The sequence below is a fragment of the Mesorhizobium sp. M4B.F.Ca.ET.214.01.1.1 genome (genome assembly GCF_004791545.1).
Classification (GTDB): Bacteria; Pseudomonadota; Alphaproteobacteria; order Rhizobiales; family Rhizobiaceae; genus Mesorhizobium; species Mesorhizobium abyssinicae.
This window is the reverse complement of sequence record NZ_SRUX01000002.1, coordinates 640,920-658,180: the sequence shown is the minus strand read 5'-3', so window position 1 is coordinate 658,180 and position 17,261 is coordinate 640,920. Positions and strand designations below refer to the sequence as shown.

General features: G+C 58.1%; 11 protein-coding genes. 7 read left to right on the top strand and 4 right to left on the bottom strand.

Annotated elements, in window-relative coordinates; genetic code table 11:
- Positions 1-163 precede the first annotated feature (163 nt).
- From EN857_RS06355 to EN857_RS06330, 6 genes are all read left to right on the top strand, one after another.
- Positions 164-1,603 carry an MFS transporter gene (locus tag EN857_RS06355; protein WP_135858181.1) on the top strand — a complete coding sequence of 480 codons (1,440 nt, stop codon included), beginning with the start codon at positions 164-166 and terminating at the stop codon, positions 1,601-1,603.
- 214 nt (positions 1,604-1,817) lie between these two features.
- On the top strand, positions 1,818-2,414 hold the full coding sequence (locus EN857_RS06350) for a hypothetical protein (RefSeq protein ID WP_135858180.1): 597 nt from the start codon (positions 1,818-1,820) through the stop codon (positions 2,412-2,414).
- Entirely contained in the window at positions 2,414-3,727 is a 1,314-nt protein-coding gene (locus EN857_RS06345; RefSeq protein WP_135858179.1) for a hypothetical protein, read from the top strand. The genes EN857_RS06350 and EN857_RS06345 overlap by 1 nt, the downstream gene beginning before the upstream one ends.
- On the top strand, positions 3,724-4,770 hold the full coding sequence (locus EN857_RS06340) for a hypothetical protein (protein WP_189521636.1): 1,047 nt from the start codon (positions 3,724-3,726) through the stop codon (positions 4,768-4,770). Before EN857_RS06345 ends, EN857_RS06340 begins: the two co-directional genes overlap by 4 nt.
- A 58-nt stretch (positions 4,771-4,828) precedes the next feature.
- Positions 4,829-5,986 carry a DUF4236 domain-containing protein gene (locus EN857_RS06335; RefSeq protein WP_135858177.1) on the top strand — a complete coding sequence of 386 codons (1,158 nt, stop codon included), beginning with the start codon at positions 4,829-4,831 and terminating at the stop codon, positions 5,984-5,986.
- 50 nt (positions 5,987-6,036) lie between these two features.
- Positions 6,037-7,572: a hypothetical protein gene (locus EN857_RS06330; RefSeq protein WP_135858175.1), complete on the top strand. Its 1,536-nt coding sequence runs from the start codon at positions 6,037-6,039 to the stop codon at positions 7,570-7,572.
- 47 nt (positions 7,573-7,619) lie between these two features.
- On the opposite strand, the gene EN857_RS06325 is transcribed toward EN857_RS06330, so the two are convergent.
- The 4 genes from EN857_RS06325 to EN857_RS06310 all read right to left on the bottom strand — a co-directional run bounded on the left by EN857_RS06325 (position 7,620) and on the right by EN857_RS06310 (position 10,867).
- A complete protein-coding gene (locus EN857_RS06325; protein ID WP_245511271.1) occupies positions 7,620-8,348 on the bottom strand; it encodes a thermonuclease family protein in 729 nt (242 codons plus the stop codon).
- Positions 8,349-8,482: 134 nt separating this feature from the next.
- Positions 8,483-8,929 carry a MucR family transcriptional regulator gene (locus EN857_RS06320; protein WP_189521635.1) on the bottom strand — a complete coding sequence of 149 codons (447 nt, stop codon included), beginning with the start codon at positions 8,927-8,929 and terminating at the stop codon, positions 8,483-8,485.
- Positions 8,930-9,023: 94 nt separating this feature from the next.
- The gene (locus EN857_RS06315; RefSeq protein WP_135858171.1) at positions 9,024-9,653 is read right to left on the bottom strand and encodes a hypothetical protein; all 630 of its coding nucleotides are present in this window, start codon (positions 9,651-9,653) and stop codon (positions 9,024-9,026) included.
- A complete protein-coding gene (locus EN857_RS06310; RefSeq protein WP_135858169.1) occupies positions 9,650-10,867 on the bottom strand; it encodes a hypothetical protein in 1,218 nt (405 codons plus the stop codon). The genes EN857_RS06315 and EN857_RS06310 overlap by 4 nt, the downstream gene beginning before the upstream one ends.
- 787 nt (positions 10,868-11,654) lie before the next feature.
- On the opposite strand from EN857_RS06310, the gene EN857_RS06305 reads away from it, so the two are divergent.
- Positions 11,655-17,225: a DUF3320 domain-containing protein gene (locus tag EN857_RS06305; protein WP_135858168.1), complete on the top strand. Its 5,571-nt coding sequence runs from the start codon at positions 11,655-11,657 to the stop codon at positions 17,223-17,225.
- Positions 17,226-17,261 lie beyond the last annotated feature (36 nt).

Genomic DNA, 17,261 nt, shown 5'->3' with positions numbered 1-17,261 from the left:
GAGGATCGAGCCATGACGATATCTGAAGCGCGCGGCGACAGGTCACACCCAATCTAATTTGTCGTGACAACCAAGTGGACATTTGTGAATGCGCGATTGCCCTTTGCTTCTACTGTGCATAGAAGCACTGTGCCGGGCGGCTTTAAGGGTTGGGTAGTGGGGCGTGGGTTCTAAATTCGAAAAGCTAAACAGGCTGCGCGAGTCGCTTCGCGAGTCTAACCATGATTTCCGTGCGAGTACCCAGTTGTTCAGCAGCTTGGACGTCGCCAAGATCGATCGCGATATGGATCTCGCTGGTCGCGGGAAGGAACGTGGCGAGGCGAATCAGCCCCCAAAGAACACCAAGAATCTCGACGATGTCGAACATGCCATTATCGAACGTGTTGAGGATGAGAAGAAGGCGTCCTATCACACTCTTGAGGACAGCTTGCAGCTTCTCGGCGGGCGCCTTGCCGGCCTGGATTTCGAAGAACAATTTGGTCTAATCCGCCAGGCAAATGCAGCGAGCGTGTCTGACTTCAAGGCTTCGGTCGCCGTCGGACTGGATGAGCTACATGGACTGAGAAGGGCTCTTAACGACGCCGAAAAAGAGCACTCTTGGTTTAAGGAAAAGCATGGCCTGGTTCGTGCCGCGAGGGTGCAGCACGGCGTGGCTCATGTCTTTAGGCTCTCGCTGCTGTTGTTCCTGTTTCTCATCGAGACCGCGATGAACGGCAGTTTCCTCGCCAAGGGAAACGAGCAGGGGTTTTTTGGCGGCATCCTCGAGGCCGCGGCATTCTCCTTCATCAACATCGGCGCCGCGTTGCTCCTGGCGGTTTTTTGCGCGCGACTGGTCACTCACCGGTCCATCTTTGGGAAGCTGGTAGGGATTGGCTCGATCATTTTTTATGTCGCGCTAGCCGTCACCATAAACTTGGCCCTGGCGCACTATCGGGAAGTGAGTGGGACGCTTGCGGACGGCGCTGGTGCGGAGGTCATCCGCAATCTACGCGCCGATCCGGCCGGGCTCACAGACGTGAAGTCATGGTTGCTCTTTGCGATCGGCCTCATGTTTTCGATCTTCGCATTTATCGATGGCTGGTTCGTGTTCGACCCTTATCCAGGATACGCGGGCGTAGAGAATCGATTGGTTGGCAGGCGCGAGGATTATATCGAGCGAAAGAAGGAGTTGATCGAGGAGCTGCAAGACGTTCGAGATGACCACAACGAAAAGGTTGAGGAAATTGTCAAGGATCTCGGCAGTCGCCGCAGGGAGCATCGCGCGATTGTCGATCACCGTGGGAGGCTTCTAGCGCTCTTTGCGCAACATCAGGATCAATTGGAACGAGCCTGCAACCAACTTCTGTCGAAATACAGGGAAGCAAATATCCAGGCCCGGAAAGAGCCGGCGCCCAAGCATTTTGGAGCGCCCTACAAACTCGATCGCATCAAACCTCAAATTTCAGGTGGTGGGGAGTGGAGCGAAGGAGACATCGGCGCGTCGATCCGCGAGGCCCAGGAGGAACTCAACGCTCAGGTCCGACTCATCGGCCAAGAGTGTGAGCGAGGTATTGAGCAGTACCGGGATCTCGACAAGATTCATCCGGACAGCGTGAATGGCTAGGCGGGCTCGCAGGCGCAAGAAGGGCGATGCGGGCACAATCGTCGCGGCGGTCGCTCTTGGGGTACTATCAGTTGCCATGTTGGCCGGCATTGGCTGGATGTGGTCAAGATCTGGGAAGGGCCAGATCGATGCCAGCACAAACTGTCCGTTGGGCGGGCCAACCAGTCTGACAGCTGTTCTCATCGACGCCACGGATCCGATTTCGGGGACGACGATGTCCGATCTGAAGAACGAGTTCCGGAAGACCATCGGACGGGTCGAGCCCGGCGGGTATGTGAGAATCTACACGCTGAACTCAGAGCCCGGCGACCTGACGGTGATGTTCGATGGATGCAACCCGGGAGACGGGTCGACGGTCGATAGTTGGACGAACAACCCTGCGCGCCGCCAAAGGAAGTGGGAAGACGCCTTCGGCGATCCATTGAGCAAGCTTCCTGACAAAATCCCGAATGGTGATTCGGTAAGCCAGTCGCCCATCATGGCCGGCATCCAGAAAATCAAACTGTCACTCTTCGACAGCAACTTGGCGAAACAGGGCAGCCCAAAGCGGTTGGTTGTCGCATCGGACATGATTGAGCATACCGCCCTCTATTCACAATACCGATCGGGGCTCGATTATCAGAAGTATCTCAACAGCGCCGCCGATCGAACCTACGGCACCTCGCTCGATGGGGTGAACGTCACGATTCTCTATCTCGACCGGGCAAAGAAGCCATTTCAGTCGCTCGACCACGCCGAGTTCTGGACGCAGTGGGTCCAGAGCCATCATGGCGAGTTCGAAAAGCTGGTTGGCTTGGAGGGGTTAAACTGATGGCCAGGAAACACGACCAATCGCTGTTGGGCCATCCGGGCTTTCCACTCGTCGTCTTTGCAGCACTCACCCTCGGTGGCTGCGTCTTCATCGCCATCGCCAAGCTGTCGGGTGTGAACCCAATTGTGGGGGCGGGCATACCGGTCTGCCTGATGTTCTTCTATCTGGGTGTGTCGGTTTTCACGGGGAAGCTGCGGCTGCACGATGAACAGACCGGCGACAACCTTTACTACATGGGCTTCCTGTTCACGCTAACGAGCCTTGGGGTATCGCTGTTTCAGTTCGGGTCGGAAGGTTCGACCGAGGCCATCGTCAGGAACTTCGGTATCGCGGTGACGTCGACGATCACCGGTATTGCGCTCAGAATCTTCTACAATCAGATGCGCCGCGACCCTGCCGATATCGAGCGGACCGCGAGGCATGAACTCGCCGATATGACCCGGCGGGTGAGAGCCGAGATGGAGAGCGTTACCAGGGAGTTCGCCGACTTCCGGCGCGTCAGTCATCAAATGCTCGAAGAAGGCTTCGCCGAGATTGCCGTGCAGGCGGAGCGGAACGGGGAGCACATTAGATCCGCCCTGGACAAGATCGCGATGGAAGCGATCAAGCCGGTGCAGGAGGCGTCAGGCAAGCTCAGCGACGCACTCAAGGACAATTTCGGTCAGGTCGAAAGTCAGTTCTCCTCGATTGCACAGCGCGTGGAGGCCGCCGCGGATTTGCTCGACAAGGCCAATGGCTCGATGTCCTCGTCCGTGAGCAAGCTTGGCGCGCAGGCAGACACGGTGGCCACGAAGCTGGAGAAGGTTGTCGTTCCCGACGAGGTGCTGAAGAACGATCTGGCGCCGATGGTGAAGATCCTTGGCAGCGCTGTCGCGCAGTATGCCGTGAAGACCGAGACCGCGTCGCAGGAGCAGCAAGCTCGCATGACCAGCCTCGCCGATGCGGTGGGCAAGGTCGCGAGCGGCGTGGAGCGGGCGGCGGCTGCCGCGGAGAAGACCGCGGAGACCGTGCAAGCTCAGCAGAACGTCACCCAGGCGCTTGCGGCAGTTGTGCAAAAGCAAAGCAAGGACACGAGCGAGCTTGTCGCAATGCTCGCGGAAAAGAGTCTTCACGTTGCGCGTGCGAACCACCCCGCCAACGGCCCAATAGCGATCGAGCCGGCGCCTTCGGTGGCGCCTCCGGCCAGTGTCGGCGAAGAGGCGCCGATCAAGATTTCCGAGAGCCCACAAGCCGATTCCTTCCAAACTTTGAGCGGAACACCTCAGGCGGATAAGGTCGAACCGCCCAGAAGATCCAGTTGGTGGGGCAGGTGAGCGACGCCGGCGGAACATCAGTTGCTTTCGAGCGCAAGGGCTATGGCCGCGGCCTGATCCTTGGCCTGACGATGGCCGAGACAATGCTGCTCTTAGTTTTCTGCCTTCTGTTGGCGGCCGGCGCCATCATCGCCAAGAAGGAAAAGGAGGCGGCCGAGGCGCAGAAGATTGCGCAATCCGTCCAGGAGACCGTTCGCAAGCTTGACGAGGAGAACAAGCGGCTGCTTGCTCAGCTAAATGCGTTCAAGCCCGCGACGGGACGCAATGTCTCCGATCAAGAATGGCGCGAACTTGTCCTAGCGAAAGAGGTCGTCGAAACAATCAAGAAGGCCGGGCTAACGGTTGAAGAGGTGGTGAAAAGGGCGCCGGTCACCAAGGTCCTTGCTGAGAACGACGTCGACGTCGATCAGGCCAAGGAGATGATCGAGCACATGAAGGTGCTGAAGGAGTATGGCTACTTAGGTGCGGCCAAGACCTCCAAGGACCTTTCTGAGGCGTTGAAGAAGGCCGGTGAGGCCGTGGTTGCTGCCAAACCGAACGATTGGCCACCGATCATCAGCCTGAGCGAACTCGACGGCTACAATTTCGATACAGGCAGCGCCGAGCTTTCAGACCGGTTTAAGACGAGGCTGCGCGATCTGTCGAAGACGATTGCGGGCATTGCGACCTCGTATGGCGTCGACGTCATCGAAGTCATTGGCCACACGGACGAGCAGGCGATGTCGGGCCTGGCGTCGAACATGGACAAGAGCCTCCAACCGGTCTTGGCACGCAAGGTTGAGGTTGGAACGCTTCATCCGGCTGACAATGCGGGCCTCGGTTTGGCGCGAGCAATTTCGGTCACGAGCATCCTTCGCGACATGCCCGAGTTGAAAGGGTTCACCATCCTGCCGATGTCTGGTGGCCAGCTGATACTTCCTGGCGATCGTCTGACCGATGGAGCGCAGGCTGGCGACGTGAAGGCAAGACGACGAATTGAAATCAGGGTGAGACAGCGCTCCCGCGAGACGGATCTGGTGCCCGCCGGGGGATCAAAGTCATGAGCGGGAAAGAATGCTGGTGACCTAGCGCTCGCAGCATTGAGTTGGGGGACTCAAAGGGATGGGGTTTTACGTTCGCAAATCGGTCAGCGCAGGACCGTTCCGGTTCAACTTTTCCTCGGGCGGAGTTGGCGTCTCCGTTGGCGTGAAGGGCCTTCGGATCGGGACGGGTCCACGAGGTCATTACATCCATGCTGGCGTGGGTGGTCTCTATTACCGCGGCACGCTCGGAAAGGCTGGAGCGAGACACATTGCTCGACAGCCGGTCTCGCAAACGTTGCAAACACAGCTGCAACCGTCAGCGCCGGAATACGTGACCGATGGCGTCGTGATGAGGGAGATTGAGTCCGGCGACGTGATGGAGATGCGCGACGAGAGCTCTGCCGAAGTGTTGGACGAAATCAACGCCAGACAGTCGCAGACGCGGCTCTCGGTAATCCTGGCGGTCTTGTTCGGCATCGTGGGTTTCCTTGTCGGAAAGGCAATCGGCGGTGCCGGCCCAGTTGTGGGAGTCGCTGCCTTCCTGCCGGGCATGCTGATCGGCAAATGGTTTGACGGCTATCGTCGGGTGAGCGTGCTTTACTACGATCTGGAACAGGACGCCGAGGCTGCCTATGGCAGGCTGGTGGCCGCGTTCGAGACGCTCACCGGTTGCGCGGGAAGGTGGCATGTCGCGGCAGGGGGCAAGATCGAGGATCTGACGACTTGGAAGCGCAACGCCGGCGCCAGCATGCTAGTCGACAAAAAGCCGACGACACTTGCGAGCACATTACCTCAGGTTGTTCGCAGCAACGTCACCCCGCCTTCGATCCACGTCGGCCGGCAGGTGCTCTACTTCATGCCGGACCTAGTCCTGGTCAAGGACGGAAACCGGTACGGTGCCATCGGCTATGGTGATCTTCGAACCCAGTTTGCCCCAAGCAATTTCATCGAAACCGGCCAAGTTCCAGCCGACGCTCAAGTGGTTGGGCATACTTGGGCGCATCCCAACAAAAGCGGTGGGCCAGATAGGCGGTTCAAAGACAATAGACAGATACCGATCTGTCGTTACGAGGCTTTGCGGCTATCGAGCTCGAGCGGATTGAATGAACTTGTTGAGTTCTCGAAAACGAATGTCAGCCAGCCGTTTTGCCAGGCGCTTTCGGCGATTGCGCAACTGCATCTAACCCCTGTTCGCCAGACGATCAAACTTGAAGCCCGGCCGGACGTTCGTCGCTAGGCGGGCTGGGCTCATCACTTGAAGAAACCGGCTCGAGGATTTGAATTCCCATGGCAGCAAGTGGATTTTCTTTAGAGCATTTTGAGTTGCTGCAAACATGGAAGGGCGCGAAACGCAACAAGGGCGATCCCGCTCAAAACGAGGCCTATGAGAAGCTGGTCGAGGCCTATGAGGCGACGGCGGCGTGGGCACGGGAAGTTTGTGCGATCCTGTTTCCACGGGGCATAGTCAAAAAGCTTTCCAAGCCGACCAACCAGGCTCAGCGTTTCAAGCCTTACACCTGGGTCAGGATCTATCCCCGGCCAGAAGCACCAGAAGAACTGGCCTACACCGTAGGCATCGATGCGAGCGGTTGGTTCTGCGTCAAGATCGATACCGTTTTCCAGAGCGAAACAATCCGCGAGCGCTACGACCGAATAACCGGCGGCAACTACTTGGCTTCGCCGGTGGCTGCAAATCTTTCGCAGCGAGACGGTCTTCGACTAACTCGCGAGGAGCTCGTGGCCTGGAGCGTCGAGGAAATTGGCCGATTTGAAATCAGCTATGACACTGTTGCCCGCGAGCTAGGGCTTTTAGAAGGGCCGATGCGCTTGGTGACAGACACGCAAGTCTGCCGCGATCATTTTGCGCGATGGGCCGACGTGATGACCGAAACAGCTGTCCGGAGGGGGGCAGTCCTAGCGCTGACTGACCATCTTGTCTTCATGCGTCGTAGCGATAGCAGCGGGAAGGTCGAGACGAAATTCGGTCAGGATCCGCGCGGCGTCGAATGGGCAGTGGAGATCAACGAAGCAACTAAGCCAGGCGACTATAACGCGCTTTCGGCGATCGCAGAGGACGAGACCGGCGGCCGATATCTGCTTCGGCAGGGCCGGCTCCACGGAGGGCCAACTGCTGCGACCATCCAAGAGGGGGAGTTTGCTGCTCGAACAGGACTCTCGAATGTTGAGGTTGGAGCGACAGGCAACGCGGCAGCTCGCCGATGGTTTTTGGTCGCAAACCTTGATGACCCTCCAGAGGCCATTAGGCGCGATACCGCTCGATTCGTAGATTTTTGCTGGTCGGCACGCATGCCCGGGCGAGCAACGCCGAGGCCACAAGGTAGCATAGGCGAAACCCTGGCACGCGCGGAGACTGGTGGCTTCTACACGGTCGGCCCGAAAACGGCGAGTGAGGCGCGCCAGATCAAGAAGCTCCAGGGAGAGGTTTGGATTGCGTTAGCCGAGAAGCTTTCGGCTCAGGGTATCCCCTACGAGAAGCGGCGGCAGCAGGGCGGTTACGAGATCGACATGAAAATCGACCGTCCGGATGAAGATGCGTTGCTGCTGGAAATCAAATCTGGCTGTGGTGCGGATGACTTGCATACTGGCATCGGCCAGTTGCATCTCTACCGGCAGCTTTTCAGCAATTTCAGAGGACACGTTCCGGTTCTATTGCTGAAAGGGGAACTGAAGGCTTCGCTGCGTAAGGCGATCGAAGCGTTGGGCGTATATGTTTTTAGCTACGATCAGACGGATGAGAACGGCGTTCACCATGTCGGTTTCGCGCCTGAATTTTTGAGGTTTTGCGGTATCCCTGGACGATGACCGCTATGGGCAGCGTCAGTAGAGTGCTGCTTAATGCGTCAGACCGCTCAGCAAAGCCCTTCGCAAGGAATTCCGTCGCCGTCACGATCCAACTTGCTGCCCCAAGAGCAATTGTTCAGATACCAACGCGCTTCCTCGCAGGAGGAAATTTGAGAGCAATAGCGTCGGGGCTGGCATGAGTAGCTCTGTGCGATCTGACCTTTGGTGATTAGGTCGAACTTACGGTTTGCTGGGGGCTTTGGATCGTCGGAGTGATCGGCGCGCCAATCCCATGGCGCCTCGAATTCGCCAGTCCACACCCCAATTTTGGCAGTCTTAGCTTGTGCCTGCAGTTCAGCGTAAGCACCGTGGCTATATCGAGGCCAATCGAGAGCCTGGCCGTGCTCAACCATCCAAGACGCGACGCTGGCGCCGTCCGCCCGGTGACAGTCGCCAACGAAGCGGTGATACCTATCCCATGCCACGAAGGTGCATTGCACTGGTCGAGACGCGGCCAAAAAGGTGTCGAGGGCCTCGGCGGATCGACGCCCACATGGATAGTCCACGCCATTGGCATCTTTGCAGAGCTGACGGCTTTCAGGCGCGTCGATCCCGTTGAAGCGGATGCGCTGACCGTGGATTTCGATCGTGTCACCGTCCACAACCGAGGCCATCCCCACGATCGCCGGTGGGCTTGCTGCAGTCCAGTTGGTTACTGCTGCGCCGAGGTCGCTGTGGCTGTCTCCTGTGAGGGAAAAAGCAGCAAACGCTGATGCAGCCAGGCCGGCGATTGCCAAAGAAACGATCGCAAAGCTCCGGCCGCGGGAAGCGCGGGCAATAGGGCTTCGGCGGCCACGCCTTAAGCGCGGCCGGTGCCGGTGTGATTGCCGATCATTCTTCAATTGTTAGCTCCCCCACGAGAAATGACGGCCTAGCGTCCTCGACCTCTCTTGGCCGGCGCCTTCTTTGTTACCGTCTTGCGGCCAAGACCGAGCGATTTGGCGAGATTGGAGCGGCTTTCCGAATAAGCGGGAGCGACCATCGGGTAGTCGTGTGGCAGTCCCCACTTTTGCCGATACTCGTCAGGGGTGAGGCCGAAATGGGTGGCCAAATGCCGCTTAAGCGATTTGAACTTCTTTCCGTCCTCGAGACAGATGATGTAGTCCGGGGTCACCGATCGCTTGGGATTAACTGCAGGGACCTGTGCTGGCTTTTCGGGTTCAAGAGGCTGACCGATACGCACCAACGATGAATTTACGCTCTCGATAAGATCGGCCAGCGACGCAACAGGTACGGCATTTTTGCTGACATAGGCTGAAACGATATCAGCGGTAAGTTCGATAAGTGACCCTGCGTGGCTGTGAGAATCGTCGGCCAATTTTTTGCTCCATGGAAAACAGGTATGGCGCATCTATTACCCGCATCGCCGCAAAAAACCAGTAGACCGGAACCATTATCCTGAAGATATGAGGTTAGCCCTGTCCCTTCTTCTTGGGCTTTCGCCTTATTCGAAGACGAGTCCTCCCAAGGTAGCTTGAGACCTGATTGCGTTCCCAGACTTCCTGCATCGTGGGGAAAGGGTTTTTGGCGGCGAGCCGGACGACCTGAGCCAAGGTGCTGATCAAGGGGCGGTTGGCGGGTGCCTTGCGAGTTTCTGGATCGAACATCATTTCGACCAGTGCCGCACTAAGATCGACCTTATTGAGGCCAGCGTTCGTACGCTGGGAATAGAGATCCGAAAGTTTTGCCCCGGGGTTCTCGGATTTCTTACAATGGATGATGTCTTGCGGGGAAAAAGCTGCGTTGCCACGAGCGAGCGCGGTCATCGCGTGGGCGATTTCGGTGGCTGAAAAGTTGTCGAACTCGAAGGAGGAGCGCCAAATTTTTATATATTCCGGTCGAGTCGCGTAGCGATTTGTGTGGAGTGTCGACGCAAAACTTTTGGCAGCCTCTTTTAGTTTGCGCGCGTTGTTCTCGTTGTCGAGGATCAAAAAAGTGAAGGTTTGGTGGTGGTGCAAATAGTCGACCAATCGCAGGATTGCGCGAAAACGATCCATCTTTCTACCGCCCGTGGCGTTGTCGACTCCGCCGAGGTTGATCACCTCGATCTGATGGGTTCCGGCATGTGCGCCAAAAAATCGCTCGAAGATCGTTTTCCCGCGGCTTCCTCGCTGGCGCCTTCGACAAACAACGTCAGTTTCGGTGCGGAATTTAAATCGAAGCGATTTGTGATGAGCTCCATGTGACGCCGGGCGTCGGCACGAACTGCAAGCTCTGGGATGTGTGTGAGTATGGTTCCACGGACCTCGTTGGGATCTGGCAACTCCTCGCGGTACAAATCGCGATACAGCAGCCGCAACATAAGGGCGCCACCACGCATGGCCTGTGCAGCGAACGCTTTGCCCTTCAGCCGATCACGCTCGCGCGGCGACGCAAACTGCATCAACTGATACCAATGCTCCAATGGATCATGGTGAGATTGCTGCAGGGACAGGGCTTCGTACGCGTGCCGCAGCCTGTCAGGCGTGAGCTTGAATGCCCGCTTGGTGACGCTGGAGTCCCAGACCCGCGCATATTGCTCCCATCGCCACGCAGTATCACCAACAACCATCCAGCGGTCCCATTTCAGTCCTCCCTGGGACACCTCCCTCGTGCGTTGATTGCTGCGCGTATGCGGGAAGTAGCGGTCTGAAATGAACTGACATAAAAGATCGATGGCCGGGCGGAACTGACGGGTATAGTCGCTCAACTTGCCAAATTGCTTTGCGAGTCTCCTCAACTGAGCGCCCCTGCCAACCCATGCAGCGTCGTTCAGGTGATTGTCGAGAAACTCTTCTAGATTGATCGACATCGTGAACTGCGCAAGCACGAAAAGGAGTGAGGCGATTTGGAATCGTGAATAGTAGGCCTCGCTGTCACCGCCGTTCCTTTCAGGGACCGCGTGCGTCTCTCCTTGCGTGCAGTCGACGGCATAGCCAAGCCGGAACCATCGATTGTTGGCAAGCGGCAGTCGGAGTGGCTGTCTAGCCTTGGACCGATAGACACGAAACAATGGCATGAAGATTCCAAGTCGCTCGAACTGCAAAAGCCTTGGCTCATTGATCGCGATGCCGCACAGCGTACAGAATTGTAAAAATTCCTCTGACCTAAGGGGTGGGCAATGATGAACGCCGCCATTTCTCAGCAGAAGGACTGCCGCTCTAGGCGGAATCGTCAGTAGGTTTGGCTGACTTGTCGGCTGTTTTGCCATGGCACGCCTTTGTGAAAACGCGAGGTCGCGGATAGAAATATGCGCGACCACAATGCGGGCGTTCAAGCTTCAGCATTGAAATACGAGTCGCCTGGCCGCGCAGACAATTGAGGCCAGCCGATAGGAGAAGGCCTCTGGTATTGAAGAATCGGGGCAGAGTTGTCTACTGAGACATCTGTCCACAACAAAATCGCAGAGGCTCAGATAGTGACATCTTCCAAAGACCCCACCGGCGATTCCGAAACTTCGACCAAAGACCCGAGCGACGCTTCGGTAACCTCGACCAAAGACTCGACGGACCCCACCGAGGAGGCGCCCCCGCGCGCTCTGACGTCGAGCGAAATTGAGGAATTGCAACGAAACCCAGGCGCCGGGGCCTTACGAGTGGGGGACGGATTGTCGGTGGAGCATAATGATCTAATCGCCCGCGCAGCTTACGCCTCCCGGGAGAAATCTTCGTCATCAGACAGCGACTAACTGCAAGCCAACTTAAAGGTGGCCAGAGGCTGGACCAGTTCTCGAACAGAACTGGTCCGTCTCTGCGTTTGGTTTTCTCCCTACCGACGCGATATCGGGTGGGGAACCGTCTCAAGTCGAAAAAAGCAGGAACTGTGGTGATATGCGGTTGCGGTTGCGATTGTAGTTTCGGCAATTGTCCAAACATGCCGGGATTTGCGGGATTGCTTGAGACACAAGGCAAAGCAGAAAGTTAGCAACCTGTCCGATCGCATTCACAAATGTTGAGGCGCGGTCGGAATGAGGGCATTATTCACAAGGTTCCAAAAGCGACTGTTTTTTGTTGCGACTGCCGTTCGGTAGGTTCTATGTGTTTGGTTCTGCACGGGGGGTGTAGTTGTCTGACGTCGAAAAATCGGTCTTCCAGAGCGACCTGCCTCTGAAGGAGAAACTCGAGCGCGCCAGGATGGAGCTGCTCGATCTTTCCGCGCGCAATCGCCTTTTGAACGTGCCGCGGTTTTCCAAGAGCGCGAAGACGATCGACATTGTCGATGAGAAGTCGTCCGAGATCTATCGGTTGCTGGTGAACGAAGGCAAGGCCTTTACGTTCCTCGCCGGCAAGCCCGATAGACCGAAGGCAGGCCAAGAAGGCACCTCCGCGGAAGAAGAGATCGACTACTCCCCAATTTCCCTTGCTCAGCCAGAGGACGATGAGGTCGACGATCGGGGGATCTCCGCGCGACACTCAGACACAAAGCTGCAGACGCGCATGACCCCCACCGGGTTGCAACGCCGGCTTCTCGATCTCTATCACGATGCCAGGACCCTAGAAGAGGAGCAGGGCGTCAACATCCTCTTCCTGGCTCTCGGGATGCTGAAATGGATTGACCCGAACAACAAGGAAAACATCCGTCAAGCGCCGCTCATTTTGGTGCCGGTCCGACTTGAGCGAGGAACGGCCGGAGAGAAGTTCCGGCTGCGCGCTAGGCCAGAGGATCAGAGCGCAAATCTCTCTCTCGAGCTCTATCTCGATCGCATGCACAAACTCGCCGTGCCGAGCTTCGATGCTGGAGACGACTTCGACGCTTCAAGGTATCTCGATGCCGTGGCCGAAGCGATCTCCACAAAAGAGGGCTGGGAGGTCCTCCGGGACGACATGGTGCTCGGCTTCTTCTCGTTCGCGAAGTTCTTGATGTACCGGGACCTTGATCCCGAGATCTGGCCCGAGGGCTCGAAGATCATCGAGCAGCCGAAGATCCGCTCGCTGCTTTCAGACGGCTTTGAAGCACGCGAGCCGCTGATGTCGGAGGATGTCGCGATTGATCCGCACATCGCGCCCGCAGAGATGTTGCATATCGTCGATAGTGACAGTTCCCAGACGCTGGCGATCCATGATGTCAGGAAGGGTCGCGACCTTGTGATCCAAGGTCCTCCGGGAACAGGTAAATCGCAGACGATTGCAAACGTTGTTGCCTCGGCCGTGGCGGACGGAAAGACCGTCCTTTTCGTGGCCGAAAAAATGGCGGCGCTGGAGGTTGTGAAGCGCCGCCTCGACAATGCCGGGGTAGGGGATGCCTGTCTGGAACTCCACAGCAACAAGGCTAACAAGCGCATGATGCTGGAGGAGCTGCGCCGCACCTGGCAGCTCGGATCGCCTCGGGGACAATTCCCGTCGGCGCTGACTGACCAGTTGTTGCAGGCGCGCGACAAGCTCAATGGGCATGCCGACAGGATGCACGTTCCGTTTGGCGCATCCGCCCTGACGCCCTACCAGGTTTTCGGCCAGCTCACCCGCCTCAGGCAGAGCGGGCAAAAACCCGTAGATGTCGAACTTGAAGGTGCCACCGATTGGACGAGCGAGGGCGTTTCGTCACGCCGGAAGCTGCTCGACGAGGTCTCTCAGCGGATTAACGAAATCGGGCTGCCCATCCACCATCCCTGGAGAGGAGTCAGCCTGGATGTCGTGCTGCCAACCACTGTGGAGCGGCTTGTCCCGCGCATTGGGTCGTTGCTGGATCAAGCGAGGGCCGTGCGGGCCAAACTGATCGACATTGCCGCGCGGATCGAGGCAGAGCCTCCCAGAATTCTGAGCGATAGCGGCGAGATAGAAGATCGCGCGGAACTGCTCGCGTCCGCACCAGAGCTGCCCGCCGACGCGTTGGTCTCGCTGGCCTGGGACGACCAGCCTAAGGAGATCTCGTCGCTTCTTTGGACAGGATCGGATTTCGCCCGCAAACTGGAAGACATTTCGCAGCACCTGGCGCCGGCGGCGATAGAAACCCCAATTGAAGGTCTCGAGACAGAGCTTGCAAAGCTGCCATCGGAATTTCCGAAGGACGGGTTTGTCCGCGGGCACCAACTGACCGTGCTGCTGCCGCGCTTGCGGGATGAAGCCGAGCGGTTGAACCAGGAACTCGGGTCAACGGTTGTACCGGACACGCTGGCGGGGATCGTTAGATTGATCGCGACGGGGGAGAGAGTTGCGGCCGCCCCTGACGCAAGCCCCGAAGCGTTTGCGGCGACCGTGTGGGACTCTGGCCTTGAACAAGCAGCAGATCTTGCCGAGAGCGTCGCCACACTTGAGGCGGTTCAAGCAGAGCTGAAGGGCAAGGTTGTCGATGCCGCCTGGAACACGGACGTAGCACAGACAAGGCAGGCCCTCGCTACTCATACCGGACTGTTGAAGGCGTTGAGCGGCGACTACCGTCGCGCCAAAGCACTTGTCCGATCCCTTCTCGTCGATCCCAACGCGCCTTCAACCGAGATAGTGCGTCTCCTAGATGTGTTGATGAAGGGGCAAGCGGCGGCCGCGAGGGTTCGTGATGGCGACGCCTTTGGTCGTTCGGCCTTCGGAGCAGATTGGCGCCGGGAGAAATCGTCGTCGGCACCGCTCTTGGCGCTAGTCGAATGGATGCGCACGCTGAGGGGGCTTGGCTCGGAACCGCGGCTTATTGCCGGTCGAATGGCCGAGCGCTCTGAAGCGGGCGCGCGGGCGCTCCGAGTTCGCAAGGTGATCGATATCGGCCGGCCGATGATCGAGGGTTTCTGGAATGATCTTGGCCACCTTGCGCCGTCCATGCTGGCTGACGTGGCTTCCGCGGAAAGGGCTTCATTACAGCTGATGGAAGAGAAGGCGCGCTCCGTGGCTCAAGCGGACGAAGCGTCTCGAGGGATTCTGGCCAGCGTACCCGATCAGTTGTCGCATCGGCTGGAGCTTGTACGGCGCCTGGGAGCGCTACAAAAGCTCGCTCAAGAGATCGATGCCGCAGAAGGCCTTGGCATGTCCGCATTCGGCTCGTCTTGGCTTGGGCGAGGATCCAATTGGGCCGCGCTTACGCAAGCCGAGCTTTGGTTTAAAGATAATAGCGCACTTCGACATCTGGTCGCGCGTTTGCCTGACAGGGTCGAGATTGCGAAATCGGCGCGTTCAACGCGAGAGGCGACCCAAGCCGCGGCATTGCAATTGAAGGCGCTTGCAGAGAATCTGAAGGCTGATGCTTCGTCCTTGTTCGCAGCAGGCGATTTCTCGGAGGTTGTCATTGCCGAGTTGATTGCTCGACTGGAAGGCTGGGTCGAGCATCAGGAACAACTCTCGAAATGGGTTGCCTACGAAGAACGGTCTGAGAGCGCCCGAAAGGCCGGACTAGGGCAGTTGATCGACGGACTGGCCAACGGTCAGATTCCGACCGCATCGGCGCGGTCGGTTTTCGACATGGCCTACTACGAGAAAGTACTGACGGCGATGGCGACGAAAGAGCCTGAGCTCGGAAGGTTTGATGGCGAGCTTCATTCCAGGGCTGTCCGGGACTTTGCCGATCTGGATCGACAAAGGATCAAGGCTAGTGCCATCGAGGTCGTGACCGCACACCACCGCAAGATCCCTTCAAGGGATGGCGGAGCTGGCCCAGTGGGATTGCTTCGATCCGAGATGGCGCGCAGACGAGGCCATATGCCTATCCGGCAGCTGATGCTGAGGGCAGGGCCCGCTGTCCAAGCGCTGAAGCCCGTCTTCATGATGAGCCCACTTTCCGTGGCGCAGTTTTTGTCGCCTGGTCGAATGTCGTTCGACCTCTTGGTCATGGACGAAGCATCTCAGATCCAGCCGGTTGATGCGCTCGGTGCCATTGCCAGGGCGAACCAGGTGGTGGTCGTAGGCGATGAACGCCAACTGCCTCCGACGACATTCTTCGCGAAGATGACCGGCTCGCAGTCTGAAGATGACGACGGCGAGGGTGCGCAGGTTGCCGATATTGAAAGTATCCTCGGGCTTTTTACGGCCCGTGGCTTGCCGCAGCGCATGCTTCGCTGGCACTATCGCAGCCGACATCAATCCCTGATCGCGGTGTCGAATAGTCAGTTCTACGAGAACCGACTGTTCATTGTGCCGAGCCCATACACCCAAGAGGCCGGCATGGGGCTGCGGTTCCATCACGTGCCGGATGGCGTGTTCGATTCAGGTGGGGCTGGGACGAACCCGATCGAGGCACGAGCGGTAGCAGAAGCGATCATCCGTCACGCGAAGTCGAATCCGCAAGAGTCTCTGGGCGTTGCGACTTTTTCCGTTAGCCAGCGTCGTGCGATCCAAGACGAGCTTGAAGCGCTGCGGCGGTTAAATCCCGACACGGAAGAATTCTTCCACGCCCATCCGAGTGAGCCGTTTTTCGTCAAGAACCTGGAGAACGTTCAAGGCGACGAGCGGGATGTGATCATGATCTCGGTTGGTTACGCCAAGAATGCCCAGGGTTATATGGCCATGCGCTTTGGCCCACTCGGTTCGGAGGGTGGCGAGCGTCGCCTCAACGTCCTTATAAGCCGGGCCAAGCGTGCCTGTGAGGTGTATGCATCGATAACAGATGAGGACATCGACCTTGAGCGCGGAAAAGGTAAGGGGGTCTTCGCCTTCAAGCTCTTCTTGCACTATGCGAGGACTGGGCGCATCTCGCTCGCGCAGACGACGACCCGCGAGATGGATTCAATCTTTGAAGAACAGGTAGCCAACGCATTGATTGAACGAGGCTATCAGGTCCATGCACAGGTGGGCATCGCAGGCTTCTTCATTGATCTGGCAGTTGCGGATCCGGAGCGGCCAGGACGCTACCTGCTGGGCATCGAATGCGACGGTGCTGAATATCACTCCTCGCGCTCCGCGAGGGATCGGGATCGCTTGCGCCAGGCCGTGCTTGAAGACCATGGCTGGATCATTCATCGAATCTGGAGTGCTGACTGGTTCCAGCGTCCGCGTGAACAGCTTGAGCGGACGGTGGCTGCGATCGAGGCTGCAACGAGAGAACTCGCTGAACGTGCGGAGTTGGGAAACCAGAGAAGCCGCGCCGCGGCGGTACAAGTCGTGACGGTCGACCGAGGTAACGTCACCGAAATCGGCTTGGATACTATGAATGGAGCCTCGGCACCTGATCGAGCCTACGCGGAAGCCCGCGTCCAAAGACCGGTCGGACAGTTTGAGCTTCACGAGACGCCTACCGGCCTTCTGGCGGGGCTGGTCGAGCAAGTCGTGGCAGCCGAGACGCCAATCCATCTCGACGAGGTGATTTCACGCATCCGGGATGCTTGGGGTCTTCAACGGGCTGGCGGTAGGATTCAGGACGCAATTGAGCGCGGCCTGATTGTCGCCGAGGCACGGGGAGCGGTGGCGCGTCGAGGCGACTTCTGCTTCAAGCCCGGCGCCGCTGTTCAGCTTCGCGACCGCAGTGGTGTCATGTCGCCTGGCTTGCGTAAGCCCGAAATGATCTCGTCGGAGGAAGTTGCCCAAGGAGCAATCGAGGTGGTGAGAAGCAACCTTGGCGCGACCGAAGACGAAATCGCAACGAGCGTTTCGAGGATGCTGGGCTTCAAGGCCACCAGCGCGCAATTGAAGCAGTTGATTTCGTCGGCGGTCGCCGGTGCTGTCGCGAATGGATCGTTGCGGTACCAGGACGGATTGCTGATCGACGGCGCAAACGGTCAGTGAGGAATCAGCGAGAACGCGAGGGTGCGCTGCCATCCT

Coding starts and splice junctions, on each gene's coding strand:
- EN857_RS06350 (WP_135858180.1), top strand. CDS start 1,818: ATGTCCGATCTGAAGAACGAGTTCCGGAAGACCATCGGACGGGTCGAG.
- EN857_RS06345 (WP_135858179.1), top strand. CDS start 2,414: ATGGCCAGGAAACACGACCAATCGCTGTTGGGCCATCCGGGCTTTCCA.
- EN857_RS06335 (WP_135858177.1), top strand. CDS start 4,829: ATGGGGTTTTACGTTCGCAAATCGGTCAGCGCAGGACCGTTCCGGTTC.
- EN857_RS06330 (WP_135858175.1), top strand. CDS start 6,037: ATGGCAGCAAGTGGATTTTCTTTAGAGCATTTTGAGTTGCTGCAAACA.